Here is a 24467-nt window from a genome sequence, read left to right as displayed (position 1 = left end):
ACCGAATACGAAGCGTTCTTCCGCGTGATCAGCTCGTGGGAACGCCGCCATCTGCTGCTGCACGTCTGAGCGTGCACCCGACCGACTACGGAATCACGGAGGAAACATGACTTACCGCAACGAATCGGCCTGGGTCCAGCCGGCCGCCCCGACCGCACCGGCCGCCGCGCCGCGCGCGACGCAGGCACGCTCGACCGCCGAATACCGCGCGCTCGACGCCGCGCACCACATTCACCCGTTCTCGGACATGGGCGCGCTGAATCGCGCCGGCAGCCGCGTGATCGTGAAGGCCGACGGCGTCTATCTGTGGGACTCGGAAGGCAACAAGATCATCGACGGGATGGCCGGCCTGTGGTGCGTGAACGTCGGCTACGGCCGCAAGGAGCTCGCCGACGCCGCGTATCGCCAGATCCAGGAACTGCCGTTCTACAACACCTTCTTCAAGACCACCCACCCGCCGGTGATCGAGCTGTCCGCGCTGCTCGCGGAAGTCACGCCCGCCGGCTTCAACCACTTCTTCTACTGCAACAGCGGCTCGGAAGGCAACGACACCGTGCTGCGCCTCGTGCACCAGTACTGGCGCGTGCAGGGCCAGCCGCAGAAGAAGTTCGTGATCTCGCGCAAGAACGGCTACCACGGCTCGACGATCGCCGGCGGCACGCTCGGCGGGATGGGCTACATGCACGAGCAGATGCCGTCGAAGGTCGAGCACATCGTGCATATCGACCAGCCGTACTTCTTCGGCGAAGCGCAGCCGGGCGACACGCCGGAAGCGTTCGGCCTCGCCCGCGCGCAGCAGCTCGAGGCGAAGATCCTCGAGCTTGGCGCGGAAAACGTCGCGGCGTTCATCGGCGAGCCGTTCCAGGGCGCGGGCGGCGTGATCTTCCCGCCGTCGACGTACTGGCCGGAAATTCAGCGGATCTGCCGCAAGTACGACATCCTGCTGGTCGCCGACGAGGTGATCGGCGGCTTCGGGCGCACCGGCGAGTGGTTCGCGCATCAGCACTTCGGCTTCGAGCCGGACCTGATCACGATGGCGAAGGGCCTGACGTCGGGCTACGTGCCGATGGGCGCGGTCGGCATCCACGAGCGCGTGGCGCGGCCGATCATCGACAACGGCGAATTCAACCACGGCCTCACGTACTCGGGGCACCCGGTGGCGGCGGCCGTCGCGGTCGCGAACCTGAAGCTTTTGCGCGACGACGGGATCGTCGAACGCGTGAAGACCGGCATCGGGCCGTATTTCCAGCGCCGGTTGCGAGACGCGTTGGGCGATCATCCGATCGTCGGCGAGATTGCGGGAGCGGGGCTGGTCGCGGGCGTTCAGCTTGCGAGCGACCGGGGCCGGCGCGAGCGGTTCGGCGCGGGTGTCGATATCGGCACGATCTGCCGCGACTTCTGCTTCAACGGCAACCTGATCATGCGCGCGACGGGGGACCGGATGCTGCTGTCGCCGCCGCTCGTGATCCGCGAGGCGGAGGTCGACGAGATCGTCGACAAGGCGAAGCGCGCGTTCGATGCGACGCTGCAACGGGTGGGGTAAGGGCGCTACGCGCTGCGTTCGCGCCGTAGCGGCCGCGCGAGCGGCACGTTGAATGTTGCGATCGGGATCCGGACGAGGGATTCCTGCGACGGGGTGGGGCGCACACGGTACGGAGCGCGTCCGGTAATCGGGCCGACCTGTGGGCGGCCCGGTTGCCGTCACGCACTGCGGTGTCGTCCGGGTGCCTGGAGACGACGGGGCTGGACTACGCGTGCGCGAATCGCTGGGGCTCGAAATTCAGGATGAGGGCCGCAGACGATGCAATATCCATCGTTCCCGTTTCGACGACGAGATCGGGGGCGACCGGTACTTCGTATGGGTCCGAGATGCCGGTGAATTGCGTCGTCTGGCCGGTGATCGCCTTTGCATAGAGCTGCTTCGGATCGCGGGCGGAGCAAGTGGCGATATCGGTTTTCAGATAGATCTCGACGAATCGGTCCGCGCCGATGATCTGTCGTGCCCGCTGCCGGTCGGCTTCGTAGGGCGAGATCAGCGCGACGATCACCACGAAGCCCTGGCTGTTGAGCAGTTTCGCGATTTCGGCGGTCCGGCGGCAGTTCTCGGTGCGGTCTTCCCGCGTGAAGCCGAGATCGGGAGACACGCCCGCCCGCAACTCGTCTCCGTCAAGGATGCATGTCGGAATATTGCGCGCGCGCAGATGCTCGGCAACTTCGCGCGAGAGGGTTGACTTGCCTGCGCCGCTCAGGCCGGTAAGCCACAGGGTGTAGTTGTGCTTCTCTGGTGACATGGGGCTCTCTCCACCGTCAACTTGTCTTCGCAAGTCATGGTTTCGTGCCTGGACGCGATACCAGCTTCTGCTGGGCGTCGTAGGGTGGTACTGATTCTATTCATCTGCATGCGCACAAATGTTGCAGACCAGTTACCAACAATTACTGTCCTGCTTTCGTGTTGAAAGATGAATGATGGCATGAGCAACGTGCCCCAATGTCGTGCGCGCACCGCAATGGTCGATTGCGTCCAGCTTGCCGTGTCTCATTGGCGAAGAACCGGGATCTTGTGGAACTCGTGGACGAGTTGTCCGGCTTGTATCGCTGATGGCCCGGCTCGGTGAATTTCGCGCTGTGGGTGGTCAGGCAAGGCGTGCGTTAGCGGGAGCCGATGCGTCGGGCGGCGCAAGGCGAGAGTATCCGGGCCCGGTTGGCCAGAACGACGATATCCGGTCGCGCCAGAGGAGGTGCCCGGCTCGGGCGCAGCCACGACAGCGTGGCTGCCCGATGCGGGCTGCCTTGAAATGTTCGCGCGTACAAAACGAAAAGGGCCTGCGTCGTGAGACGCAGGCCCTTGAATTCTTTGGTGGGCGGTACTGGGATCGAACCAGTGACCCCTGCCGTGTGAAGGCAGTGCTCTACCGCTGAGCTAACCGCCCAAAGAAGCTGAAATTATGTCAGGCCTTTCGGGGTCTGTAAAGCACTTTCTGCAAATATTTTCAGGGGGCACGCACAAACCGGTCAGCCGGCCGTCGACGGCTCGACGAGATCGAGGATCGACCCGTCGCGCTTGAGCGTCGCGAGCACGATGCTCGAGTTGATCGACATCACGCCCGTCGCACGGTGCAGCCGGTTGATCACGAAGTCGGAGTAGTGGTCGAGATCGCGCGCCCGCACCGTCAGCACGTAGTTCGAATCGCCCGTCACGATCTGCGCCGCGATGACTTCCGGCCACTGCCGGATCGCCTCGACGAACCGGTCGTGCCACTCGGGCACGTCGGGCCGCATCGACACGTGCACGAGCGCCTCGAACGCCACGCCGACCGTCTTCGGCTCGATCGTGCAGCGATACCCCGAAATCGCGCCGCGCTCCTCGAGCAGCTTCACGCGCCGCAGGCATGCCGACGGTGACAGCGCGACTGCATTCGCGAGGTCCTGGTTGCTGATGCGCCCGTCCCGCTCGAGGTGCCGGAGGATGCGCATGTCGGTTCGGTCGAGCGTCATTTCGCAGAATCCCGTCAATTTCCGGATGGTAGCCGCAGACTCTACTGCAAACAAAACGATTCGTCATCGAAAAGCGAAGCTCATTCTATTTCGTCGTCGCTAACATTTGCCCGTACCTCGACTGTACCGGCGGCACGGCGCCGGACGGTGCAGCCGCCTTCAACCTTCAGTCATTCCGTCATGTACGCACACGTTCCCGCCTATCCGGGCGACCCGATCCTGTCGCTGTTCCAGGCGTTCCAGCAGGACGCGCATCCACGCAAGGTCAACCTCAGCATCGGCCTCTATTACGACGACGCGGGCCGGATCCCGGTGCTCGACAGCACGCGCATCGCGGCCGAGCGGCTGCGCGAAGGCGCCGCGCCGCATGGCTATCTGCCGATGGAGGGGCTGGCCGCGTACCGGCAGGGCGTGCAGCGTCTCGTATTCGGTGCGGACTGCGCGGCGCTCGCGCAAGGGCGCATCGCGACGCTGCAGACGCTCGGCGGGTCGGGCGCGATCCGGCTCGGCGCGGAATTCGTGAAGCGCTACTTCCCGGACAGCGCGGTCTGGATCAGCGATCCGACGTGGGACAACCATCGCGTGATCCTCTCGGCGGCCGGCCTCGACGTGCACACGTACCCGTATTACGACGAAGCGCGCAACGGCCTGCGCGTCGAAGCGATGCTCGCGACGCTCGACGCCTTGCCGCCCCGCAGCGTCGTCCTGCTGCAGCCGTGCTGTCACAACCCGACGGGGCTCGACCTGACCCGTGACGCGTGGCGCGCGGTGATCCAGGTGCTCGCGCGGCGCGGGCTGATCCCGTTCCTCGACATGGCGTACCAGGGCTTCGGCGACGGCCTCGACGACGACGCATGGGCGGTGCGCGCGATCGTCGACGCGGGGCTGCCCGCGATCGTCTCCAATTCGTTCTCGAAGAATTTCTCGCTGTACGGCGAGCGCGTAGGCGGGCTGTCGATCGTCTGCGCGAGCGAGGGTGAAGCCGCGACGGTGCTGAGCCAGTTGCAGGCCGGCGTGCGCCGCACCTATTCGAGCCCGCCGCTGTTCGGTGCGCAGCTCGTGTCGACGGTGCTGAACGACGACGTGCTGCGCGCACGCTGGGAAGACGAGGTCGCCCAGGTGCGCGCGCGCATCAAGCGCATGCGCGGCGCGCTGAAGGAGCGGCTCGACGCGCGCGTGCCGGAGCGCGCATTCGACGCGCTGGTCACGCAGCGCGGGATGTTCAGCTACACGGGCATCGCCGCTGCCGATGTCGATACCCTGCGCACTGTGCACGGCGTCTACCTGCTGCGCTCGGGCCGGATGTGCATCGCGGGCCTGAGCGACGCGAACGTCGACCACGTCGCGAGCGCGATCGCCGAGGTGCTCGGCGCGACGCGGCAGGCCGCGTGATTTTCCCGACCTTCCGGTTCCGATCCGACAGGAGCACATGATGGCAGACACGATTCCGGTCGACTTGCCGCAACTCGCGCAGCCGTTCTCGTGGGCAACCCGCGCGGCCGGGCTGATGTTTACCGGTCACGGGCCGGTCGACGCGTCCGGCGCCATCGCCGGCGACACGATGACCGAGCAGGCGCGCATCACGCTCGACAATCTCGCGAAGGCCGTCGCGGCGGCGGGCGCGACGATGGACGACGTCGCGCAGGTGCTCGTCTATCTGTCCGACGTGAAGGCGATGCCCGATTTCGACGCCGAATACCGGCGCCACTTCCGCGCGCCGTATCCGAACCGCACGTGCGTGGGCGTACAGGGCTTCGCGCATCCGGCGATGCGCGTCGAACTCGTCGCGTACGTCGCGCTGCCCGCCGAGCGCGCGTAGCGGCAGAATTCGCCGCCCGCGCGGCGGCGGCAGTACACACAACCACAACCACACCAACCCATGACGGGAATGGAGGAGAACATGAGGAGCATGAATCGATTCGTACTACCGACGATGGCGGGCCTGCTCGCCGCGAGTGGTGCGATGGCGCAGAGCAGCGTGACGCTGTACGGCATCGTCGACCAGAGCATCCGCTACACCACGCATGCGGACGCATCGAACGATGCGAGCGTGCAACTGACCAACGGCGCGATCACCAACAGTCGCTGGGGCGTGAAGGGCAGCGAGGCGCTCGGCGGCGGGCTGAAGGCGATCTTCCAGCTCGAAAGCGGCTTCGAGCCGCAGAACGGGCAGCTCGACGGCGCGTTGTTCGGCCGCTACGCGTACGTCGGCCTGGCGAGCGACTGGGGCACGGTGAAGCTCGGCCGTCAGGCGACCGAGGCGTTCAACCTGTTCGGCGATCTCGATCCGCTGACGGTCGGCAACTACACGGCGAACATGTGGCCGTACTTCCTCACGCAGGGCCGCGCGAATAACGTCGTCAGCTACGACGGTGCGTTCGGCGGCCTGAACGTCGGCGCGAGCTACGGCTTCGGCGGCGTCGCGGGCAGCGTCGGCGCGAACGCATACTGGGGCACGCGCGTGTCGTACACGCAGGGCGGGCTGATGGTCGGCGCGACCTATCAGCAGGTGCGCGACGCGAACAGCCGCGCGCAGCAGGCGTGGGGCGCCGGCGCGCGCTATGCGTTCGGCGCGGCGACGCTGTACGCGGGCTATCTCGGCGGCGTCGACCGCTCGGGCGTGCTCGACGAGGCGCTGCTGAACGCGCCGGGCCGCCAGGTGACCTACGGGTCGTTCGCGGACAACCCGCGCCGCGATACGATCTTCTACACGGGCGCGAGCTACCGGTTCACGCCCGCCGTGTCGGTGACGGGCGCCGCATACTACGACGACATCCGCGACGTCAACGGCGTCGCGGGCAACGGCGGCAAGCGCTACACGGGCGTGATCGAGGCCGAGTACGCGTTGTCGAAGGCGACGCAGGTGTATGCGACGGTCGACTACAACCGCGTCACCGGCGGCGCATTCACGGAGATGCCGGGGCGCGGCAACCAGACGGGCGTGGCGGCCGGCCTGCGCCACATGTTCTGAGCACGCGGCGCGCGGTGGCCGGCGCGGTCCGGCGCCGGTCCGCGCGCCGTCGAGGGTTCGACCGGACAATCGTTTCTGAACGAGGTCATTCGATGCAAACAGAAGGGCAATTCCAGCATATCGCGGCGCGCGAACAGGGCCTGCGCCGCACGCTTTCCGCACGACAGATGGCGATGATCGCGATCGGCGGCGCGATCGGCACCGGCCTGTTTCTCGGCAGCGGCTTCGCGATCGGCTTCGCGGGGCCGAGCGTGCTCGTCAGCTACGCGATCGGGGCGTTCATCTCGCTGCTGCTGATGGGCTGTCTCGCCGAGATGACGGTCGCGCACCCGACCTCCGGGTCGTTCGGCGCGTATGCCGAGCACTACGTGAGCCCGTGGGCCGGATTCCTGGTGCGCTATGCGTACTGGGCGTGCATCGTGCTCGCGGTCGGCACCGAGGTCACCGCGATCGCGCTGTACATGAAGTACTGGTTCCCGGGCGTGCCGGGCTGGCTGTGGATCGTCGGCTTCTCGGCGCTGCTCGTGTTCGTCAACGCGCGCAGCGTCGACGTGTTCGGCGCGGTCGAATACGGGTTCTCGGTCGTGAAGATCGCGGCGATCGTCGGCTTCATCCTGCTCGGCGCGTACGTCGTGTTCGGCAATCCGGATCTGGTCGGCGGCGGCGCGGCGCGCGCGGGCTTCCATCACTACACGGATCACGGCGGCTTCTTTCCGAAGGGCGCATGGGGAACCTGGGTGGCCGTGATCGTGGCGATCTTCAGCTACCTGAGCATCGAGATGATCGCGGTCGCGGCCGGCGAGGCGGAAGACCCGGAGCGTGCGGTGACGCGCGCGTTCCGCTCGACGATCGTGCGGCTCGTGCTGTTCTACCTCGTCACGCTGGCGCTGATGCTCGCGATCGTGCCGTGGACGGCGGCGGGGCGCGACGAGAGCCCGTTCGTCAAGGTGATGGAGGCGATCCGCTTGCCGGGCGCGGCCGGGCTGATCAATTTCGTCGTGCTGGTGGCGGCGCTGTCGGCGATGAACAGTCAGCTCTACATCACGACGCGGATGATGTTCAGCCTGTCGCGCGCAGGGCACGCGCCGAAGGCGCTCGGCGAGGTGAATGCGCGCGGCGTGCCGCTCGGCGCGCTGATGTTGTCGACGCTCGGCATCGCGCTGGCGACGGTGCTGAGCGTGCTGTATCCGGACGCGTCGTTCACGATCATGATGGCGGTGTCGATGTTCGGCGCGCTGTTTACGTGGATGATGATCTTCGTCACGCATTACTGCTTCCGGCGTCGGCGCGCGGCGCTCGGGCTGCCCGCGCCGGCCTTCCGGATGCGCGGCTTTCCGCTGCTGACGCTGCTCGGCGCGGGCCTGATGCTGGCGGTGATGGCGACCACCTACTTCACGCCGGAATTCCACATGACGCTGATCTTCGGCATCCCGTTCCTGGCCGCGCTGTCGGTCGTCTATGCGGTGTGGTATCGCCGCGCGCAGCCGGCGCTGCAGCCGGAAGCGAAGTAACGGAACGCGCTCAGCCCGCGAGCGCGGGCAGCGCGTCGATCGATGCGCGCACGTAATCGGCGAAGCGCAGCGCAACCGGCTCGGCGGTGCCGCTGCGCTTCAGCGCGAGCGTGCGCGATTCGAGCGACGCATCCTTCAGCGGCCGGAACGCGAGCCGGTCGCTCTTCACCTGCTGCAGCACGCGCGGCACCAGCGCGACGCCCATTCCGAACTCGATCATCGACAGGATCGTCTGCCACAGCCGTGCTTCGTGACGGATCAGCGGGCTGAATCCCGCGTTCACGCACTGCGCGATGATCAGGTCGTGATAATGCGGCGCCGCCTCGCGCGGAAACAGGATGAACGGTTCCGCCGCGAGCGCGGCGAGCGCGACCTGACTGCGCCGCGCGAGCGGATGCGGGGCCGGCAGGCAGCACACGAACGGCTCGGTATAGACGGGCGCCGATTCGACCTCGGGCGGGAAATGGCCCCAGTGCGCATAGCCGAGATCGATCTGGCCGCGCTGGATCGCCTGCACCTGCGCCTGCGTGTTCATTTCGCTCAGCACGACCTCGACGCCCGGGTAATCGGCTTCGAAGCGTCGCACTGCATCGGGCAGCCCGCGATACAGCATCGAATGCACGAAGCCGATCCGCAGCCGGCCCGCGAGACCCGACGCAGAGCGCACCGTCAGGCGCTCGGCCTCGGCCGCCTGCAGCAGCAGCCGGCGCGCCTCGCCGAGCAGCACTTCGCCGGCGTTGGTCAGCGCGACGCTCTTGTTGGTGCGCGCGAAGAGCTGCACACCGAGCGCCTCCTCGAACTTGCGGATGTCGAAACTCAGCGCCGGCTGCGAAATGAACAGGCGCTTCGCCGCGCGCCCGAAATGCAGCTCCTCCGCGACCGCCACGAAGTAGCGCAACTGCCTCAGTTCCACGGTGTCTCCTCCCGGCGTCGGCATCGATAAGCGATATCTATCGTACCGGATAAAACCTGTATTGGACGCTTATCGATCGCAGGCCTACGCTTTGCGGAGAGACTGGCGCGGGCCATGGCAGGCGTTGAAGGGTCGACGCCTGACCGCCGCGCAGCACGGGAGCGGGGCGGCATCGGAACGCTTGCCCCGGTCCGCCACGGAGACACGCATGAACGACGCTGCTCGCACGCCGGACGCCGGCGCATCCAACATCCCCGACAGCCGGGGCCTCGATTTCTTCGCCGCCGATCCCGATTTCGGCGCGCTCCTGAAGCTGCATCTCGGCGATGCGCACTACGCCGGACTCGAGCCGCGGTTGCGCGCGCTCGGCGCACGCGTGTCCGGCGAGCTCGACGAATGGGCGTCGCGCGCGGACAAGCACCCGCCGGTGCTCGAACACCGCAACCGGCGCGGCGAGGCCGTGCAGCGGATCGACAAGGACCCGGCCTACGTCGCGCTCGAACGCGTCGCGTATTCCGAGCTCGGGCTCGCGTCGCTGAGCCACGGAGCCGAATCGGTCCCGCCGCTCGTCAAGTACGCGCTGACGTTCCTGTTCGTGCAGGCGGAGTTCGGGCTGTGCTGTCCGGTCAGCATGACCGATTCGCTGACACGCACGCTGCGCCGCTTCGGCGATCCGGCGCTGGTCGCGCGCTACCTGCCGATGCTCGCGTCGCGCGACTTCGACACGCTGTACCAGGGGGCGATGTTCATGACCGAGCAGGCGGCCGGCTCCGACGTCGGCCGTATCGCGACGCGCGCGGTGCGCGAGACCGGCGCGCACGGCGAGACCCTCTGGCGTCTCACCGGCGACAAGTGGTTCTGCTCGAACGCGGATGCCGATCTCGCGATGGTGCTCGCGCGGCCGGACGGTGCGCCGGACGGCATCAAGGGGCTCGCGCTGTTCCTGCTGCCGAAGACGCTGCCCGACGGCACGCGCAACCGCTACCGGATCGTGCGCCTGAAGGACAAGCTCGGCAGCCGGTCGATGGCCAGCGGCGAGATCGCGCTGGAGGGCGCGCAGGCCTGGCTGATCGGCGAGATCGGCCGGGGCTTTCACCAGATGGCCGACATGATCAACATGTCGCGGCTGTCGAACGGCGTGCGCGCGGCGGGGCTGATGCGGCGCGCGCTGAACGAGGCGCTGCACGTCGCTACGCACCGCGAGGCGTTCGGCCGCAAGCTGATCGAGATGCCGCTGATGCAGCGCCAGTTGATGAAGATGTTGCTGCCGGCCGAGGCGGCGCGCGCGATGTTCATGCAGATCGCGCTGCTGCTGCCACAGGCCGATGCGGGCGACGAGCAGGCCGCGCGCTGCGTGCGGATCCTGACGCCGCTGATCAAGTTCCGCGCATGCCGCGATGCGCGTCGCGTGACGGGCGATGCGATGGAAGTGCGCGGCGGCACCGGCTACATCGAGGAGTGGAGCGACGCGCGCGTGGTGCGCGACGCGCATCTCGGCTCGATCTGGGAAGGCACGAGCAACATCGTCGCGCTCGACGTCGCGCGGGCCGCGCAGCGCGAGCACGCGCTCGACGCGTTGCGTACGTTTCTTGGCGACCGGCTCGGCGCGGCGCCGCTGCCCGACGCGAGCCGCGCGGCGCTGCGGCGCATCCTCGCGCGCGCCTGCGACGCGCTCGCGCGGGTCGCGTCGGAAGGCGACGACGCGCGCGTGCGGCAGGCCGCGTCCGCGCTGTACTACGCAAGCGCGGCCGTGCTGATGGCATGCGAGGGCGTCCGGCTCGCGCCGGATTTCCGGCGTCTTGCGCTCGCGCACCTGATCGTGCGCCACAAGCTGCTGCCGGTCGATCCGCTCGCGCCGGCATCGCTCGACGACGAATCGGCTGCATGCGACGCGCTGCTGCGCGGCACGCCGATCGCGCTCGATACCGCGCTCGACCTGCTGCCGGAGGTCGCACGATGACCGCTTCGCGTGGTGCACTGGACGGCCTGAAGGTCGTCGACCTGAGCCGCGTGCTCGGCGGCCCGTACTGCACGCAGGCGCTCGCCGACCACGGCGCGACGGTGATCAAGATCGAGCCGCCGGACGGCGACGAGACGCGCGGCTGGGGGCCGCCGTTCCTCGGCGCTACCGCGTGGTACTTCGCGGGCGTCAACCGCAACAAGGAGGGGCTCGCGCTCGACCTGTCGCGCGACGAAGGGCGCGCAATCCTGTGGCACCTGCTCGACGAGGCGGACGTGCTCGTCGAGAACTTCAAGCCGGGCACGCTCGCGCGCTGGGGGATGGACTATGCACGCGACTTGCAGCCGCGCTTCCCGTGGCTGATCCACTGCGCGGTGACGGGCTTCGGCGCCGACGGTCCGCTCGGCGGGCTGCCCGGCTACGACGCGGTGATCCAGGCGATGGCGGGGCTGATGAGCGTCAACGGCGAGCGCGACGGCGATGCGCTGCGCATCGGCTTGCCGATCGTCGACATGGTCACCGGGCTCAACGCGCTCGCCGGCATCCTGCTGGCGCTCGCGGAGCGCGAGAAGAGCGGGCGCGGGCAGTCGATCGACATCGCGCTGTACGACTGCGGCGTGTCGCTGCTGCATCCGCACCTGCCGAACTTCTTCGGCTCCGGGCGTGTGCCGGAGCGCAGCGGCAACGCACACCCGAACATCGCGCCGTATGACAGCTACCGTACGGCGACGGTGCCGATCTTCCTCGCGGTCGGCAACGACCGGCAGTTCGCGCGGCTGGTCGCGCATCTCGGCGCGCCGGCGCTCGCGGGCGATCCGCGCTTCGTCGACAACCGCAGCCGCTGCGCGCACCGGTCCGAGCTGAAGGCCGAGCTGGAGGCGCGGCTCGCCGCGCACGCGTGCGAGCCGCTTGCGCGCGACCTGATGGCGGCCGGCGTGCCGTGCGGGCCGGTGCGGACGGTGGCCGACGTCGTGCACGATCCGCACGCGCTGCACCGGAACCTGTTCGTCGAGATCGGCGCGTATCGCGGCACCGCGTCGCCGGTGAAGCTGTCGCGCACGCCGGCCACCTATCGTGCGCCGCCGCCCGCGCTCGGCGGCGATACGCGCGCGGTGCTCGACCGACTCGGCATCGATCGTGCGCTTCAACAGCAGTTGCTCGATGCCGGCGTGCTGAAAACGGCACCCGACTGACCCGACGCCGCCGGCCGGCGGCGCCATGCCGGCCACCCGGGAAAGGCGCGCGCCAGTCGCGCCCCCGAACGCAACCATGGAGACATCGATGAGCCGTCCGTCATCCCCGCCCGCCGCGCATCCGCGGCCCGGCCGCGCCGCCTTCGCGGCGTTCGTCGGCACCACGATCGAGTGGTACGACTTCTACATCTACGGCACGGCCGCGGCACTCGTGTTCGGCAAGGTGTTCTTTTCCAGCGGGATGGACCCCGGCGTCGCGACGCTGCTCGCGTTCGTCACGTTCTGGGCCGGCTTCGCCGCGCGGCCGCTCGGCGGAATCGTGTTCGGCCATCTCGGCGATCGCGTCGGCCGCAAGACCGCGCTCGTGATCACGCTGGTGATGATGGGCCTCGCGACCACCGGCATCGGCCTGCTGCCCGGTTATGCGCAGATCGGCGCATGGGCGCCGGCCGGCCTCGTCGTGCTGCGGGTGCTGCAGGGCATCGCGGTCGGCGGCGAGTGGGGCGGCGCGGTGCTGATCGCGAGCGAGAACGCGCCGAAGCACCGCAGCATCCTGTATGCGGCGTTCGCGCAGCAGGGCTCGCCCACCGGCAACCTGCTCGCGACCGCGGCGTTCTTCGCGCTGAGCGCGCTGCCGACGCCCGCGTTCCTGATGTGGGGCTGGCGCATCCCGTTCCTGTTGTCGGCCGTGCTCGTGATCATCGGCATGGTGATCCGGCTGAAGCTCGAGGAGTCGGCCGACATGCAGCGCGTGCTCGCGCGCAAGCGCACGGTGAAGCTGCCGCTGCGCGACGTCGTGCGCGATCACTGGGTCGTCGTGCTGCTCGCGGCCGGCACGCTGCCGGTGATCAACGTCACGTACTTTCGCAGTACGTTCGCGCTGTCGTGGGCCACGAAGGAGCTCGGCTACGCGCAGGGGACGTTTCTCGGCATCCTGTCGATCTCGCTCGTCGTGCAGTTCCTGATGCAGCCGGTCGGCGCGTGGTTCGTGTCGAAGGTCGACATGCGCCGCGCGATGGGCTGGATCCTGATTCCGGAGATCGTGCTGATGCCCGTGATGTTCCATGCGCTTGCGACGCGGTCGTACTGGGTCGCCGTCGCGGGCATGTGCATCTCGACGATTCCGTCCGCGATGTTCTACGGCGCGGTCGGCGGCGTGCTCGCACGCGTGTTTCCGGCCAACATCCGCTATACGGGCCTGTCGCTCGCCTACCAGCTGAGTGCGCTCGTCGTCGGCGGCGGCACGCCCGTGCTCGCGCAGGCGATCCTGAACGCGACCGGCAGCATCGTCGGCGTCGCGGTCGCCTCGGGGCTCTACGCGCTCGTGTCGCTTCTGTGCATGCTGGCGCTGCTGAATCGCACCGGGTATCGCGCGGACGAGCTGTCGACGGCCGAACGCAGCGACGCGGCCGAATGGGGTACCGACGGCGCGGGCGCCGACGATCCGGGCGGCGGCACGCAGCAGCCGGGCAACGGCGGTGCGCTGAAACCGGCCGGCTGAGCGGCGCGGATCGTCGGCGGGGCAGCCGTGGCGCACGCCAGGCAGGCGCCCCAAAAGCAGAACGGCGCCGTGCGATCGCACGGCGCCGTTCCGTTCCGGCGCGCGGGCCGGCGCTCGGCCGGCCCACGCGCATCGCGTCTTCAGCCTTCCGTCGGCGGCACGTAGCCCGACGCCTGGTCGGCGCCGTCGCCGAAGAAGTACTTCTCGGTCTGCTTCATCAGGTACTGGCGCGCACGCGGGTCGGCCATGTTCAGGCGGTTTTCGTTGATCAGCATCGTCTGCTGCTTGAGCCAGCCCTGCCACGCTTCCTTCGAGACGCTCTCGTAAATGCGCTTGCCGAGTTCGCCCGGCAGCGGCGGGAAATCGAGGCCTTCGGCTTCCTTGCCGAGCTTCGCGCATTGGATCATTCGAGCCATCGTGTACTTCTCCTGTAATCGGTCTGGGGGGAGGGCAGTCGTGCCTGCGCTCAGAGCTGCTTCATCAGCACGAGCGACTTGCGCTGCCAGTTATAGAGTTTGCGGCGGTCTTCCGGCAGGTCGTCGACGCTGACCTTGACGAAGCCGCGCTTGAGGAACCAGTGCTCGGTGCGCGTCGTCAGCACGAAGATGTGCGTGAGGCCGCGCGCGCGGGCGCGCTGCTCGATGCGCTTGAGCAGGCGTTCGCCGTCGCCCGAGCCCTGCGCTTCCGGCGCGACCGTCAGGCACGCCATCTCGCCGATCTTCTCCTGCTGGTACGGATACAGCGCCGCGCAGCCGAACAGCACGCCATCGTGCTCGATCACCGAGAAGTGGTCGATGTCGCGCTCGATCTGGTGGCGGCCGCGCCGCACCAGCGTGCCGTCCGTCTCGAGCGGCTCGATCAGCGACAGGATGCCGCCGACGTCGTCCGGCGTCGCCTCGCGCAGGCTTTCGAGGTTCTCGTACGAGATCATCGTGCCGACGCCGTCGTGCAGGAACAGTTCGAGCAGCATGCTGCCGTCCAGCGACTGCGGGATCAGGTGCGCACGCGTCACGCCGCCGCGGCACGCGCGGATCGAATGCTTCAGGAAGAACGCGTCGTCGCCCTGGATGTTGCCCGAATCGAGCAGCTCGGCCGCCGCGTCGAGCGACATTTCGCGAATCAGCTCGCCTTCGTCGTCGACGATGCCGGGGCCTTCGGTCAGGAACACGATCTTGTCGGCGCGCAGCGCGATCGCGGCGGCCGAGGCGACGTCCTCCATCGACAGGTTGAACGCTTCGCCGGTGGGCGAGAAGCCGAGCGGCGACAGCAACACGAGCTTGCGGCTCGCGAGCGAATGACGGATCGATTCGGCGTCGATCTTGCGCACGATGCCCGTATGCGCGAAATCGACCCCGTCGAGAATCCCCACCGGCCGCGCGGTCACGAAGTTGCCCGACACGACGCTGATGTGCGCGTGCGCCATCGGCGAGTTCGGCAGCCCCTGGCTGATCGCGGCCTCGATGTCGAGGCGCACTTCGCCGGCCGCTTCCTTCGCGGATTCGAGCGCGCGCGCATCGGTGATCCGCAGGCCGTGCGAAAACTCCGATTCGACGCCGTGCAGGCTCAACTGCTCCTCGACCTGCGGGCGCGAGCCGTGCACCAGCACTATCTGGATGCCCATCGCCTGCAGCAGCGCGATGTCGGACACGAGCGCGTTCAGCAGCCCCTGCTGCACCACCTCGCCGCCGAACCCCACGACGAACGTGCTGTTGCGGAACTTGTGGATATAGGGCGCGACGGAGCGCATCCAGTCGACGAACTGCGCGTGACTGGCGGCCGAATCGTCGGTGGCCGGCGGCGTCGCGGCGCCGGTCTGGGCGGGGGGGAGGTCGGTTTGGGAATTCATGGGCGGGATTATAATGCGCCCCCATGTCGAATGTACCTAAAAGTCCCGCGCCGACGCGGGCCAAAGCGCCGTCGGCCCGGCACCCGGATGGTGCGGCCGATGCGCGCCAGCAGCAGGGCCAGCCGCCGCGCCAGCAGCAGGAGCGGCAGGCGGGCGAGCGCACGCACGCGCCGCGCGGCGCCGAGCGGCGCGGCGATCCGCGCCAGCCGGCCGCGCAGGAAGCACCCCGTGCAACGGATGCGCCGCCGCCGCGCCGCGAGCGCGCGCCGCGCGCCGCCGCGTCGAGGGGCGCGCCGCCGAACCCCGTTCCGCCTATCACGTACCCCGAAAGCCTGCCCGTGTCGGGCAAGCGCGACGAAATCGCGCGCGCGATCGCCGGTCATCAGGTTGTCATCGTCTGCGGCGAAACCGGCTCGGGCAAGACCACGCAGTTGCCGAAGATCTGTCTCGACCTCGGTCGCGGCCTCGGCGCCGGCGGGACGGGCCTGATCGGCCATACGCAGCCGCGCCGCCTCGCCGCGTCGTCCACCGGCCGCCGGATCGCCGAGGAGCTCGGCACGCCGTTCGGCGAAGTGGTCGGCTACAAGGTGCGCTTTACCGACAACCTCGCGCCGGGCGCGTCCGTGAAGCTGATGACGGACGGCATCCTGCTCGCCGAGACGCAGACCGATCCGCTGCTGAAGGCGTACGACACGCTGATCATCGACGAGGCGCACGAGCGCAGCCTGAACATCGACTTCCTGCTCGGCTACCTGAAGGAAATCCTGCCGCGGCGGCCGGACCTGAAGCTGATCGTCACGTCCGCGACGATCGACGCCGATCGTTTCGCGCGCCATTTCGGCACCGACGAGCGTCCGGCGCCCGTGATCGAGGTGAGCGGGCGGCTGTATCCGGTCGAGATGCGCTACCGCCCGGTGGCGGAAGATCGTCCGGCCGTGAAGCATGCCGAAGGCACGGCCGGCCGCGATCGGGTGAAGACCGCCCGCGAAGCCGAGCGCGACCTGATGGACGCAATCGTCGACGCGGTCGACGAGCTGTGTCGCGAAGGCTCCGGCGACGTGCTGGTGTTCCTGCCCGGCGAGCGCGAGATCCGCGAGGCGGCCGAGGCGCTGCGCAAGCACCACCCGCCGCACACCGAGATCCTGCCGCTGTTCGCGCGGCTCTCCGCGACCGATCAGGACAAGGTATTCAAGGCGTCGAACGCGCGCCGGATCGTGCTCGCGACCAACGTGGCCGAGACGTCGCTGACGGTGCCGGGCATCCGCTACGTCGTCGATACCGGGCTCGCGCGCGTGAAGCGCTATTCGTACCGGAACAAGGTCGAGCAACTGCAGGTCGAGTCGATCTCGCAGGCGGCGGCGAACCAGCGCGCGGGCCGGTGCGGCCGCGTGGCCGACGGCGTCTGCATCCGCTTGTACGAGGAAAGCGACTACCAGGCGCGCGCGCGCTTCACCGATCCGGAAATCCTGCGCTCGTCGCTCGCGTCGGTGATCCTGCGGATGAAGTCGCTGCACCTGACGGCGATCGAATCGTTTCCGTTCCTCGAACCGCCGCCGGGCCGCGCGATCGCGGACGGCTACCAGCTGCTCAACGAACTCGGCGCGGTCGACGACGACAATGCGCTGACGCCGCTCGGCCGTGAACTCGCGCGACTGCCGCTCGACCCGCGCGTCGGCCGGATGATCCTCGCCGCGCGTGACCAGCAGTCGCTGCGCGAGGTGCTGATCATCGCGAGCGCGCTGTCCGTGCAGGACCCGCGCGACCGTCCGGTCGAAGCGCAGGAACAGGCCGACCAGGCGCACCGCCGGTTTGCCGACGAGCGCTCGGAATTCCTGCAGTGGCTGAAGATCTGGGCATGGTTCGAGGAGGCGGTCGCGCACAAGAAGTCGAATCGCCAGCTGGTCGACGCGTGCCGGCAGAATTTCCTGTCGCACCTGCGGCTGCGCGAATGGCGCGACGTGCATTCGCAACTGCTGACGGTGGTGCGCGAGCACGGCTGGCGGCTCAACGAAGTCGAGGCGACCTACGAGCAGGTCCATCTGGCCCTGTTGACGGGCCTGCTCGGCAACCTCGGCCTGAAGGCCGACGACGATCCGCACTATCTCGGCGCGCGCGGGATCAAGTTCTACCTGTGGCCGGGCTCGGTGCTCGCCAAGAAGGCCGGCCGCTGGGTGATGGCGGCCGAGCTCGTCGAGACGAGCCGGCTGTACGCGCGCTGCCTCGCGAAGATCGAACCCGAATGGGTCGAGAAGATCGGTGCGCACCTGCTGAAGAAATCGCTGTCGGAGCCGCACTGGGAAAAGCGCCCGGCGCAGGTCAGCGCGTACGAGCGCGCGACGCTGTACGGGCTGCCGATCTATCACCGCCGGCGGGTCGCGTTCGGCAGGCAGGACCCGGCGCGTGCGCGCGAGCTGTTCATCCGCGGCGCGCTCGTCGACGGCGAATTCGATACGAAGCTCGCGTTCTTCGCGCACAACCGCAAGCTGCTCGCCGACATCGAGCAGCTCGAGCACAAGTCGCGCCGGCAGGACGTGCTGGTCGACGACGAGCTGATCTACGCGTTCTACGACCACGCGATTCCCGAGGGGATCCACACGGGCGCCGCGTTCGAGCGCTGGTATCGCGACGAGGTGAAGAAGGGCGGCCAGTCCGAGGACAAGTCGCGGCTGCTGTACCTGTCGCGCGACGACCTGATGCGCCACGAGGCGGCCGGCGTGACGACCGAGCTGTTCCCGAAGCGCGCGACGATGGCCGGCGTCGAGATGGCGCTGACGTATCACTTCGAGCCCGGCACGCCGCGCGACGGCGTGACGCTCGCGGTGCCGCTCTATGCGCTGAACCAGGTCGACGCGCGCCGTTGCGAGTGGCTCGTGCCGGGGATGCTGAAGGAAAAGGTGCAGTTGCTGCTGAAGTCGCTGCCGCAGAAGCTGCGCCGCCATTGCGTGCCGCTGCCCGAGTACGCGGCCGGCTTCGTCGAGCGGATGGGCCGCGAGCGTTTCGGCGCGGGCGGGCTCGTCGAGGCGCTGATCGCCGACGTGCGCGGCGAGACGCAGGTCGCGATGAAAACGGCCGACTTCAAGCTCGAGACGCTGCCCGCGCACCTGTTCATGAATTTCAAGGTGATCGACGAGCACGGTCGCCAGCTCGCGATGGGGCGCAACCTCGCGCAGCTTCGCCAGGAGCTGGGCGCGCAGGCACAGCAGCAGTTCCAGAAGATCGCGGCCGCGTCGACGATCGCGGTCGGCGGCGACGCCGATCCCGGTCAGGCCGTCGGCCAGGCGCCGGCGGCGCCTGCCGCGCCCGTTGCCGCTGGTCGCGGCGCGAAATCGGGCAAGGGCGCGGCGCCGCAGACGGCCGCCCCGGCGGAAGCCGGCGCGACCGCGCTGTACGAGAACCTGACGACCTGGAATTTCGGCAAGCTGCCCGAGCTGCTGGAGATCCGCCGGCGCGGGCAGACGTTGTACGGCTATCCGGCGCTCGTCGATCGCGGCACGCATTGCGACGTCGAGGTGTTCGATTCGCCGGAGGAAGCCGCGCGCATCCACCGGGCCGGCCTGCGGCGGTTGTTCGCGCTGCAGCTGAAGGAGCCGATCAAGTTCCTCGAGAAGAACCTGCCGGGCTTGCGCGAGATGGCGATGCAGTACATGTCGCTCGGCACGCAGGACGAGCTGCGCGACCAGCTGATCGACACGGCGCTCGACCGCGCGTGCCTGCAGGACCCGCTGCCCGACGACGACGCGAGCTTCCACGCGCGCCGCGACGAGGGCCGCAGCCGCCTGAACCTGCTCGCGCAGGAAATCGCGCGGCTGGTCGGGCAGATCCTGGCCGAGTACGCGGGGCTCGCGAAGAAGCTCGCGCAGGCGAAGCCGTTCGCGCAGGCGCACGCGGATCTGCAGCAGCAGCTCGGCGCGCTGGTCGGCAAGCGCTTCGTGATCGACACCCCTTACGCGCAACTGGCGCACTTTCCGCGCTACCTGAAGGGCATCGCGCTGCGGATCGACAAGCTGAAGGCCGATCCGGCGCGCGACGCGAAGCAGTCGGCCGACCTGCTGCCGCTGGCCCAGCAGTACCAGCGCGCGGTGTCGCAGCGCGGCGGCGTCGCCGACTCGCGGCTCGCGGAATTCCGCTGGCTGCTCGAGGAGTTGCGGATTTCGCTGTTCGCGCAGGAACTGCGCACGCCGATGCCGGTCTCTGTCAAGCGTCTGCACAAGGTCTGGGAGTCGATGCAGCGCTAGTGCGGCAGCGGTTTCCCGGCCCGGCGCCGGCGGCCGGTCCCGGCCGGCCGCGCCGTGCGTCCAAGTGGCGCAAGGTCGGCTTGCGTCAACCGGCGGGGCCGGTTGAACGTTTTACAATGACGGTTGTTCCACGACGTGAGTCTTCATGCGCACTTTTCTTTCCCTCGGCCGCACGCTCGCGCTGGCCGCCGCCGTGCTGGCGCCCGCCGCCCACGCGAATAACGTGATCGTCCTGAATTCGGCCGAAGCGACGCTTTCCCTGATCGACCAGCAGACCCGCGAGGTCGTCGGCACGATGCCGACCGGCAAGGAACCGCACCACCTGATGGTGACGCCCGACAATTCGTCGCTGATCGTTGCAAATTCGGTCTCGAACAGCCTGATGTTCCTCGATCCGAAGACGGGCAAGCTGCAGCGCACCGTCGAAGGGATCGACGATCCCTACCAGCTCGGCTTCTCGCCCGACCGCAAGTGGTTCGCGGCGGCCGGCCTGCGCCTCGACCGCGTCGACATCTACAGCTACGACGGCCGCGACCTGCATCTCGCGAAGCGCGTGCCGCTGGAAGTGATGCCGAGCCACCTCGCATTCACGAAGGACAGCAAGACGGTGCTCGTGTCGCTGCAGGTCTCCGGCGAGATCGCGGCGATCGACCTGGCGACGCAGACGGTCAAGTGGAAGATGAAGGTCGGCAAGGTGCCGGCCGGCCTGTGGCTCACGCCGGACGACAAGTACCTGCTCGTCGGGATGACGGGCTCGGATTATGTCGCGGTGGTCGACTGGCGCAACCAGAAGGTCGTCAAGCAGATCGTCACGGGCAAGGGCGCACACAACTTCCGCTCGCTCGCCGACGGCACCCACGTCGCGGTGACGAACCGGGTTGCGAACACGATCAGCATCATCGACGAGAACACGCTCACCAACGTCGGCGACATCACCGGCCTGCTGCCGGGCCCGGACGACATGGAGCTGTCGGCCGACAAGAAGACGCTGTGGGTGACGTTCCGTTTCGCGAAGAAGGTCGGGATCATCGATCTCGCGTCGCGCAAGCTGGTGCAGACGATTGCCGTCGGCCGCTCGCCGCACGGCATCTATTTCTTCGATCGCGCGCCGTGGCGCGCGGCGAACGGCGCGTAACGCACGGAGGCGCCCGATGCTTCACCTGATCGATACCTTCGTGTCGAACATCCAGACCTGGCTGTACGTCGACATCGTGCAGCCGCTCCTCTTCAAGTTCGACATGATGGACTACGACGAGGACACCTACGACGCGCTGTACTGGGTCGTGATCGGCGCGTTGCAGATGGTCGTGATGTTCGTGCTGCTGCGTCCGCTCGAGGCGCTGCGGCCCGTCGAGGACTGGAAGGACCGCAAGGCCGTGCGGGTCGACGTGATCTACACGGCGATCTCGAAGCTCGGGATCTTCTCGCTGCTGTTCTTCTTCGCGTTCCAGCCGCTGTTCGACAACTTCCAGGCGTGGCTGCGCCTGTACGGGGTCGCGAACCTCAACCTCGACTACCTGTGGCCGGGCGTCACGTCGCAGCCGATCGTCACGTTCGCGATCTATCTCGTCGTGCTCGATTTCGCGGGCTACTGGTATCACCGCTGGCAGCACAAGATCGGCATCTGGTGGGAACTGCACGCCGTGCACCACAGCCAGCGCCAGATGTCGCTGTGGTGCGACGACCGCAACCACCTGCTCGACGACGTGATCCAGGCCGGCTTCTTCGCGGCGATCGCGCTCGTGATCGGCGTGTCGCCGTCGCAGTTCGTCGTGCTGACCGCGGTCACCAACTTCCTGCAGAGCATCCAGCATACGAATGCGCAACTGTCGTACGGCTGGCTCGGCGAGCGCGTGCTCGTCAGCCCGATCTTCCACCGGCGCCACCATGCGGTCGGCTACGGTCACGAAGGCACCAAGTACGGCTGCAATTTCGGCGTGCTGTTTCCGTGGTGGGACATGATGTTCGGCACCGCGTCGTGGAACCGCACGATCGAGCCGACCGGCATCCGCGATCAGGTCGAAGGCGTGTCCTACGGCGAAGGCTTCTGGTCGCAGCACGGCCTCGCGTTCGTGCGGATCTTCCGGCGCCTGTTCCCCGCGAAGCGCGGCGCGGCGTCGGTCTGACCCGGCCATCCTCCCGTTGAGCGGCTCCCTGACGCGGCCCGCATGCGCTTTGGCGCATGCGGGCCGCGTGGTTTATCCTTTCCCCGTTTTTCTCCGTCGATACAGGCTCGCATGAACGACCTGCTGCGTTCCTTCGTCCGGGCACTGGCGAGTGCATTGCATCCGCGCATGCTCTGGCTCACCCTGATGCCGTTCCTCGTCTCGGCCGTGCTGTGGGGCGTCTTGCTGTGGTTCTCGTGGCAGACGCTGATCGACGCGGCGCGCGGCGCGCTCGACGGCTTCGTGCTGACGGCCGCGCTGTATCGCGCCTTCGACGCGATCGGCATGTCGCAACTGCATGCGGTCGTCGCGCCGTTCGTGGTCGTGTCGCTGGCGATTCCGCTGATCGTGCTGACCGTGCTGCTGCTGATCGCGACGCTGTCGATGCCGGTCGTGATCAAGCACCTGTCGAACCGGCAGTTCGCGGCGCTCGAGCCGAAGCGGGGCGGCACCTTCGTCGGCAGCGTTGCCAATTCGCTGTGGGCGGCGCTGGCCGGCGTCGTCGTGCTGGTCGTGACGATCCCGCTGTGGCTGATTCCGCCGTTCTTCGCGCTGCTGCCGCCGGTCATCTGGGGCTGGCTCACGTACCGCGTGATGACCTACGATGCGCTCGCGCTGCACGCGAGCCGCGACGAGCGCCGCGCCCTGGTGCGGCAGCGCCGCTGGCCGCTGATCGGCATCGGCATCGCGACCGGGCTGCTCGGCACCGTGCCGACCTTCGTGTGGGTGTCGTCGGTCTGGACGATGGTGCTGTTTCCGTTCGTCGCGGCGGCCATGATCTGGGTTTACGCTTTCATTCTCGTCTTCTCGGCGCTGTGGTTCGGGCACTATTGCCTGCGTGCGCTGGAGGACCTGCGCGCAAGCACGCGCGCCACCGCAATCGACATGGGGCAGGCATGAGCATCGGCATCATCATCATCGGCGACGAAATCCTTTCGGGCCGCCGGCAGGACAAGCATCTGGCGAAGGTCGTCGAGCTGCTCGGCGCGCGCGGCCTCGCGCTCGACTGGGCCGAATACGTCGGCGACGATCCGGCGCGCATCACGGCGACGCTCTCGCGCGCGATCGCGTCGGGCGACATCGTGTTCTCGACGGGCGGGATCGGCGCGACGCCGGACGACCACACGCGCCAGTGCGCGGCCGCCGCGCTCGGCCTGCCGCTCGAACTGCATCCGGAGGCGAAGGTGCTGATCGCGGAGCGGATCCGCGAAACGCACGCCGATCCGGCCGCGCCGGTCGACTTCGATGCGCCGGAGAACCAGCACCGCTTCAACATGGGCGTGTTCCCGGCGGGCGCGACGATCATCCCGAACGGCTACAACCGGATTCCCGGCTTCTCGGTCGGCGACCTGCACTTCGTGCCGGGTTTCCCGGTCATGGCGTGGCCGATGATCGAATGGGTGCTCGACACGAAGTATGCGCATCTGCACCATGCGACGCCGCACGCGGAGCGCTCGCTGCTGGTGTTCGAGCTGCCCGAATCGACCCTCACGCCGCTGATGGAGCGCATCGAGCGCGATTTTCCGGGCGTGCGCGTGTTCAGCCTGCCGAGCGTGGGCGATGCGGAGCGCGGCGGGATCTACGCGCGCCGTCACATCGACCTGGGCGTGAAGGGCGAGCCGGAGGCCGTCGCGGCCGCGTACGTGAAACTGCGCGAGGGTGTGCATCTGCTCGGCGGGGACGTCGTCGAGCCCGAGACGCCGCGCGCCTGAGCGGCTCCCGATCCGGCCGTACCGAGGCCGCGGGCCGTGCAACGCGGCCCGTCATCGGCATGTCATCGCCCGGCTCGACGATGGGATCGTCGCAGCCGGAGTGCGTGGCGTGTCGTCAGGCCGTCAGGCGCCGATCCACGGCAGTTTCCGGAAGCACCAGCCTTCGACCGTCTTGCGGTGGCCTTCGGCGTCCTTGGCGCCCTCGAAGCCTTCGAGCAGGTCGAACGCCCTGGTGAAGCCGGCCTGCGCGGCGGCGACCGCGGCGAGCTTCGAGCGTGCGGCGCTGCGACACAGGAACAGGATGGGCGTACCGGCCGGGAGGGCCGCCTTCAGTTCGTTGACGAATTCGGCGTTCGGCACGCCGCCCGGGTAGCGCGTCCATTCGAGGTGCAGGTACTGGCCGTCGCCGATGAGCGGGCGGCCGATCCAGTCGAGTTCGGCGCGGGTGCGCACGTCGACGAGGCGCGCCGCCGGGTCGAGCTGCAGCAGTTCGAAGGCTTCGGCCGGCAGCAGCGCGCCGGCGTAGTTGAGCGCGCCCTGGGCGCGGCGTTCGTCGGCCTTTGCGTAAAGCTGGTCGAGCGTACTCATGGCGGAGAGTCTCCTGTTGGTCAAACGACCATTCTAGCGCGGCGTCGCGGCACGGATGCCCGCATGCGGTACGGTGCACGCGCCGCCCACGCGTTCACCAAAACAGTGCAGAATGACGCGGATGCACCAGAATGATCCGGTCGGCGCGGCGCATCGCGGCGATCGCACCATTGCGGTGCCTGCGTTTGGCGGCCGGTGCGGCGTCGGGCCCCGGAATTGCGCAGTACAGCCCCGTCGCGGCGAGCGCCGGCGCGATTCGCGCCCATTTTTCGTACGGGTGGCACGGAAGCTGCTTTATAGGATTCGGTCGAATCGGGGCGTGCTGCGCCAAAGCAAGACCCCGGTCAGCTCGATAAACGAGGCGGTTCCCAGTCCGC

At 68.3% G+C, this 24467-nt stretch carries 19 protein-coding genes and 1 tRNA gene; 13 read left to right on the top strand and 7 right to left on the bottom strand.

The features are described from left to right. Positions 1–106 precede the first annotated feature (106 nt). Positions 107–1543, top strand: coding sequence for an aspartate aminotransferase family protein (locus tag GQ57_RS17125; RefSeq protein WP_031399514.1), 1437 nt, complete (start codon positions 107–109; stop codon positions 1541–1543). A 205-nt stretch (positions 1544–1748) separates the two neighbouring features. Here GQ57_RS17125 and cysC read toward each other — a convergent pair whose 3' ends face one another. The 3 genes from cysC to GQ57_RS17110 all read right to left on the bottom strand — a co-directional run bounded on the left by cysC (position 1749) and on the right by GQ57_RS17110 (position 3495). Further along, positions 1749–2291 (bottom strand): adenylyl-sulfate kinase, encoded by a 543-nt coding sequence (cysC, locus tag GQ57_RS17120; RefSeq protein ID WP_034198490.1) that lies wholly within the window; start codon positions 2289–2291, stop codon positions 1749–1751. A gap of 564 nt (positions 2292–2855) precedes the next feature. Beyond that, positions 2856–2930, bottom strand: a tRNA-Val gene (locus GQ57_RS17115). A gap of 82 nt (positions 2931–3012) precedes the next feature. Beyond that, a complete protein-coding gene (locus tag GQ57_RS17110; RefSeq protein ID WP_031399512.1) occupies positions 3013–3495 on the bottom strand; it encodes an Lrp/AsnC family transcriptional regulator in 483 nt (160 codons plus the stop codon). A gap of 180 nt (positions 3496–3675) precedes the next feature. Here GQ57_RS17110 and GQ57_RS17105 point away from each other — a divergent pair, with 180 nt between their 5' ends. The 4 genes from GQ57_RS17105 (at position 3676) to GQ57_RS17090 (ending at position 7977) form a co-directional block, all read left to right on the top strand. Next, positions 3676–4887 (top strand): amino acid aminotransferase, encoded by a 1212-nt coding sequence (locus tag GQ57_RS17105; protein WP_034198489.1) that lies wholly within the window; start codon positions 3676–3678, stop codon positions 4885–4887. A 40-nt stretch (positions 4888–4927) separates the two neighbouring features. Beyond that, positions 4928–5314 carry a RidA family protein gene (locus GQ57_RS17100; protein WP_034198496.1) on the top strand — a complete coding sequence of 129 codons (387 nt, stop codon included), beginning with the start codon at positions 4928–4930 and terminating at the stop codon, positions 5312–5314. 90 nt (positions 5315–5404) lie between these two features. After that, a complete protein-coding gene (locus GQ57_RS17095) occupies positions 5405–6466 on the top strand; it encodes a porin (RefSeq protein WP_034198495.1) in 1062 nt (353 codons plus the stop codon). A 92-nt stretch (positions 6467–6558) separates the two neighbouring features. Next, positions 6559–7977 (top strand): amino acid permease, encoded by a 1419-nt coding sequence (locus GQ57_RS17090; protein WP_031399508.1) that lies wholly within the window; start codon positions 6559–6561, stop codon positions 7975–7977. A 10-nt stretch (positions 7978–7987) separates the two neighbouring features. Here GQ57_RS17090 and GQ57_RS17085 read toward each other — a convergent pair whose 3' ends face one another. After that, a complete protein-coding gene (locus GQ57_RS17085) occupies positions 7988–8890 on the bottom strand; it encodes a LysR family transcriptional regulator (RefSeq protein ID WP_034198488.1) in 903 nt (300 codons plus the stop codon). A gap of 208 nt (positions 8891–9098) precedes the next feature. Here GQ57_RS17085 and GQ57_RS17080 point away from each other — a divergent pair, with 208 nt between their 5' ends. From GQ57_RS17080 to GQ57_RS17070, 3 genes are all read left to right on the top strand, one after another. Continuing rightward, positions 9099–10850, top strand: coding sequence for an acyl-CoA dehydrogenase family protein (locus tag GQ57_RS17080; protein ID WP_031399506.1), 1752 nt, complete (start codon positions 9099–9101; stop codon positions 10848–10850). Beyond that, positions 10847–12043, top strand: coding sequence for a CaiB/BaiF CoA transferase family protein (locus GQ57_RS17075; RefSeq protein ID WP_034198487.1), 1197 nt, complete (start codon positions 10847–10849; stop codon positions 12041–12043). Before GQ57_RS17080 ends, GQ57_RS17075 begins: the two co-directional genes overlap by 4 nt. 88 nt (positions 12044–12131) lie before the next feature. Then, complete coding sequence (locus tag GQ57_RS17070; protein ID WP_031399504.1) at positions 12132–13544, top strand: MFS transporter; 1413 nt, start codon at positions 12132–12134, stop codon at positions 13542–13544. 140 nt (positions 13545–13684) lie between these two features. On the opposite strand, the gene GQ57_RS17065 is transcribed toward GQ57_RS17070, so the two are convergent. Then, positions 13685–13960, bottom strand: a complete 276-nt coding sequence (locus GQ57_RS17065) for an oxidative damage protection protein (RefSeq protein WP_006478357.1) — start codon at positions 13958–13960, stop codon at positions 13685–13687. Between the two features lie 50 nt (positions 13961–14010). Next, positions 14011–15390 (bottom strand): amino-acid N-acetyltransferase, encoded by a 1380-nt coding sequence (argA, locus tag GQ57_RS17060; RefSeq protein WP_031399503.1) that lies wholly within the window; start codon positions 15388–15390, stop codon positions 14011–14013. 23 nt (positions 15391–15413) lie between these two features. Between argA and hrpA the strand changes: the two genes are divergently transcribed. From hrpA to GQ57_RS17035, 5 genes are all read left to right on the top strand, one after another. After that, positions 15414–19625: an ATP-dependent RNA helicase HrpA gene (gene hrpA, locus GQ57_RS17055; protein WP_034198486.1), complete on the top strand. Its 4212-nt coding sequence runs from the start codon at positions 15414–15416 to the stop codon at positions 19623–19625. A gap of 145 nt (positions 19626–19770) precedes the next feature. After that, on the top strand, positions 19771–20760 hold the full coding sequence (locus GQ57_RS17050; RefSeq protein ID WP_031399501.1) for a YVTN family beta-propeller repeat protein: 990 nt from the start codon (positions 19771–19773) through the stop codon (positions 20758–20760). A gap of 16 nt (positions 20761–20776) precedes the next feature. Beyond that, positions 20777–21751: a sterol desaturase family protein gene (locus GQ57_RS17045; protein ID WP_031399500.1), complete on the top strand. Its 975-nt coding sequence runs from the start codon at positions 20777–20779 to the stop codon at positions 21749–21751. 111 nt (positions 21752–21862) lie between these two features. Continuing rightward, complete coding sequence (locus GQ57_RS17040; protein ID WP_031399499.1) at positions 21863–22690, top strand: EI24 domain-containing protein; 828 nt, start codon at positions 21863–21865, stop codon at positions 22688–22690. Beyond that, positions 22687–23502 (top strand): competence/damage-inducible protein A, encoded by an 816-nt coding sequence (locus tag GQ57_RS17035; RefSeq protein WP_034198485.1) that lies wholly within the window; start codon positions 22687–22689, stop codon positions 23500–23502. The genes GQ57_RS17040 and GQ57_RS17035 overlap by 4 nt, the downstream gene beginning before the upstream one ends. 123 nt (positions 23503–23625) lie before the next feature. On the opposite strand, the gene GQ57_RS17030 is transcribed toward GQ57_RS17035, so the two are convergent. Further along, positions 23626–24090: a rhodanese-like domain-containing protein gene (locus GQ57_RS17030; protein WP_031399497.1), complete on the bottom strand. Its 465-nt coding sequence runs from the start codon at positions 24088–24090 to the stop codon at positions 23626–23628. Positions 24091–24467: the final 377 nt, after the last annotated feature.

The organism is Burkholderia sp. MSh2 (assembly GCF_000731655.1).
GTDB classification, from domain to species: domain Bacteria; phylum Pseudomonadota; class Gammaproteobacteria; order Burkholderiales; family Burkholderiaceae; genus Burkholderia; species Burkholderia paludis.
This window is presented reverse-complemented; position numbering and strand designations above follow the sequence as displayed.

Bases quoted from the DNA above. Each gene is read 5' to 3' on its own strand.
- GQ57_RS17065 (WP_006478357.1), bottom strand. From the start codon at position 13,960: ATGGCTCGAATGATCCAATGCGCGAAGCTCGGCAAGGAAGCCGAAGGC.
- hrpA (WP_034198486.1), top strand. From the start codon at position 15,414: ATGTCGAATGTACCTAAAAGTCCCGCGCCGACGCGGGCCAAAGCGCCG.
- GQ57_RS17030 (WP_031399497.1), bottom strand. From the start codon at position 24,090: ATGAGTACGCTCGACCAGCTTTACGCAAAGGCCGACGAACGCCGCGCC.
- GQ57_RS17105 (WP_034198489.1), top strand. From the start codon at position 3,676: ATGTACGCACACGTTCCCGCCTATCCGGGCGACCCGATCCTGTCGCTG.
- GQ57_RS17045 (WP_031399500.1), top strand. From the start codon at position 20,777: ATGCTTCACCTGATCGATACCTTCGTGTCGAACATCCAGACCTGGCTG.
- GQ57_RS17070 (WP_031399504.1), top strand. From the start codon at position 12,132: ATGAGCCGTCCGTCATCCCCGCCCGCCGCGCATCCGCGGCCCGGCCGC.
- GQ57_RS17100 (WP_034198496.1), top strand. From the start codon at position 4,928: ATGGCAGACACGATTCCGGTCGACTTGCCGCAACTCGCGCAGCCGTTC.
- argA (WP_031399503.1), bottom strand. From the start codon at position 15,390: ATGAATTCCCAAACCGACCTCCCCCCCGCCCAGACCGGCGCCGCGACG.
- GQ57_RS17040 (WP_031399499.1), top strand. From the start codon at position 21,863: ATGAACGACCTGCTGCGTTCCTTCGTCCGGGCACTGGCGAGTGCATTG.
- GQ57_RS17095 (WP_034198495.1), top strand. From the start codon at position 5,405: ATGAATCGATTCGTACTACCGACGATGGCGGGCCTGCTCGCCGCGAGT.
- cysC (WP_034198490.1), bottom strand. From the start codon at position 2,291: ATGTCACCAGAGAAGCACAACTACACCCTGTGGCTTACCGGCCTGAGC.
- GQ57_RS17075 (WP_034198487.1), top strand. From the start codon at position 10,847: ATGACCGCTTCGCGTGGTGCACTGGACGGCCTGAAGGTCGTCGACCTG.
- GQ57_RS17090 (WP_031399508.1), top strand. From the start codon at position 6,559: ATGCAAACAGAAGGGCAATTCCAGCATATCGCGGCGCGCGAACAGGGC.
- GQ57_RS17125 (WP_031399514.1), top strand. From the start codon at position 107: ATGACTTACCGCAACGAATCGGCCTGGGTCCAGCCGGCCGCCCCGACC.
- GQ57_RS17080 (WP_031399506.1), top strand. From the start codon at position 9,099: ATGAACGACGCTGCTCGCACGCCGGACGCCGGCGCATCCAACATCCCC.
- GQ57_RS17050 (WP_031399501.1), top strand. From the start codon at position 19,771: ATGCGCACTTTTCTTTCCCTCGGCCGCACGCTCGCGCTGGCCGCCGCC.
- GQ57_RS17110 (WP_031399512.1), bottom strand. From the start codon at position 3,495: ATGACGCTCGACCGAACCGACATGCGCATCCTCCGGCACCTCGAGCGG.
- GQ57_RS17035 (WP_034198485.1), top strand. From the start codon at position 22,687: ATGAGCATCGGCATCATCATCATCGGCGACGAAATCCTTTCGGGCCGC.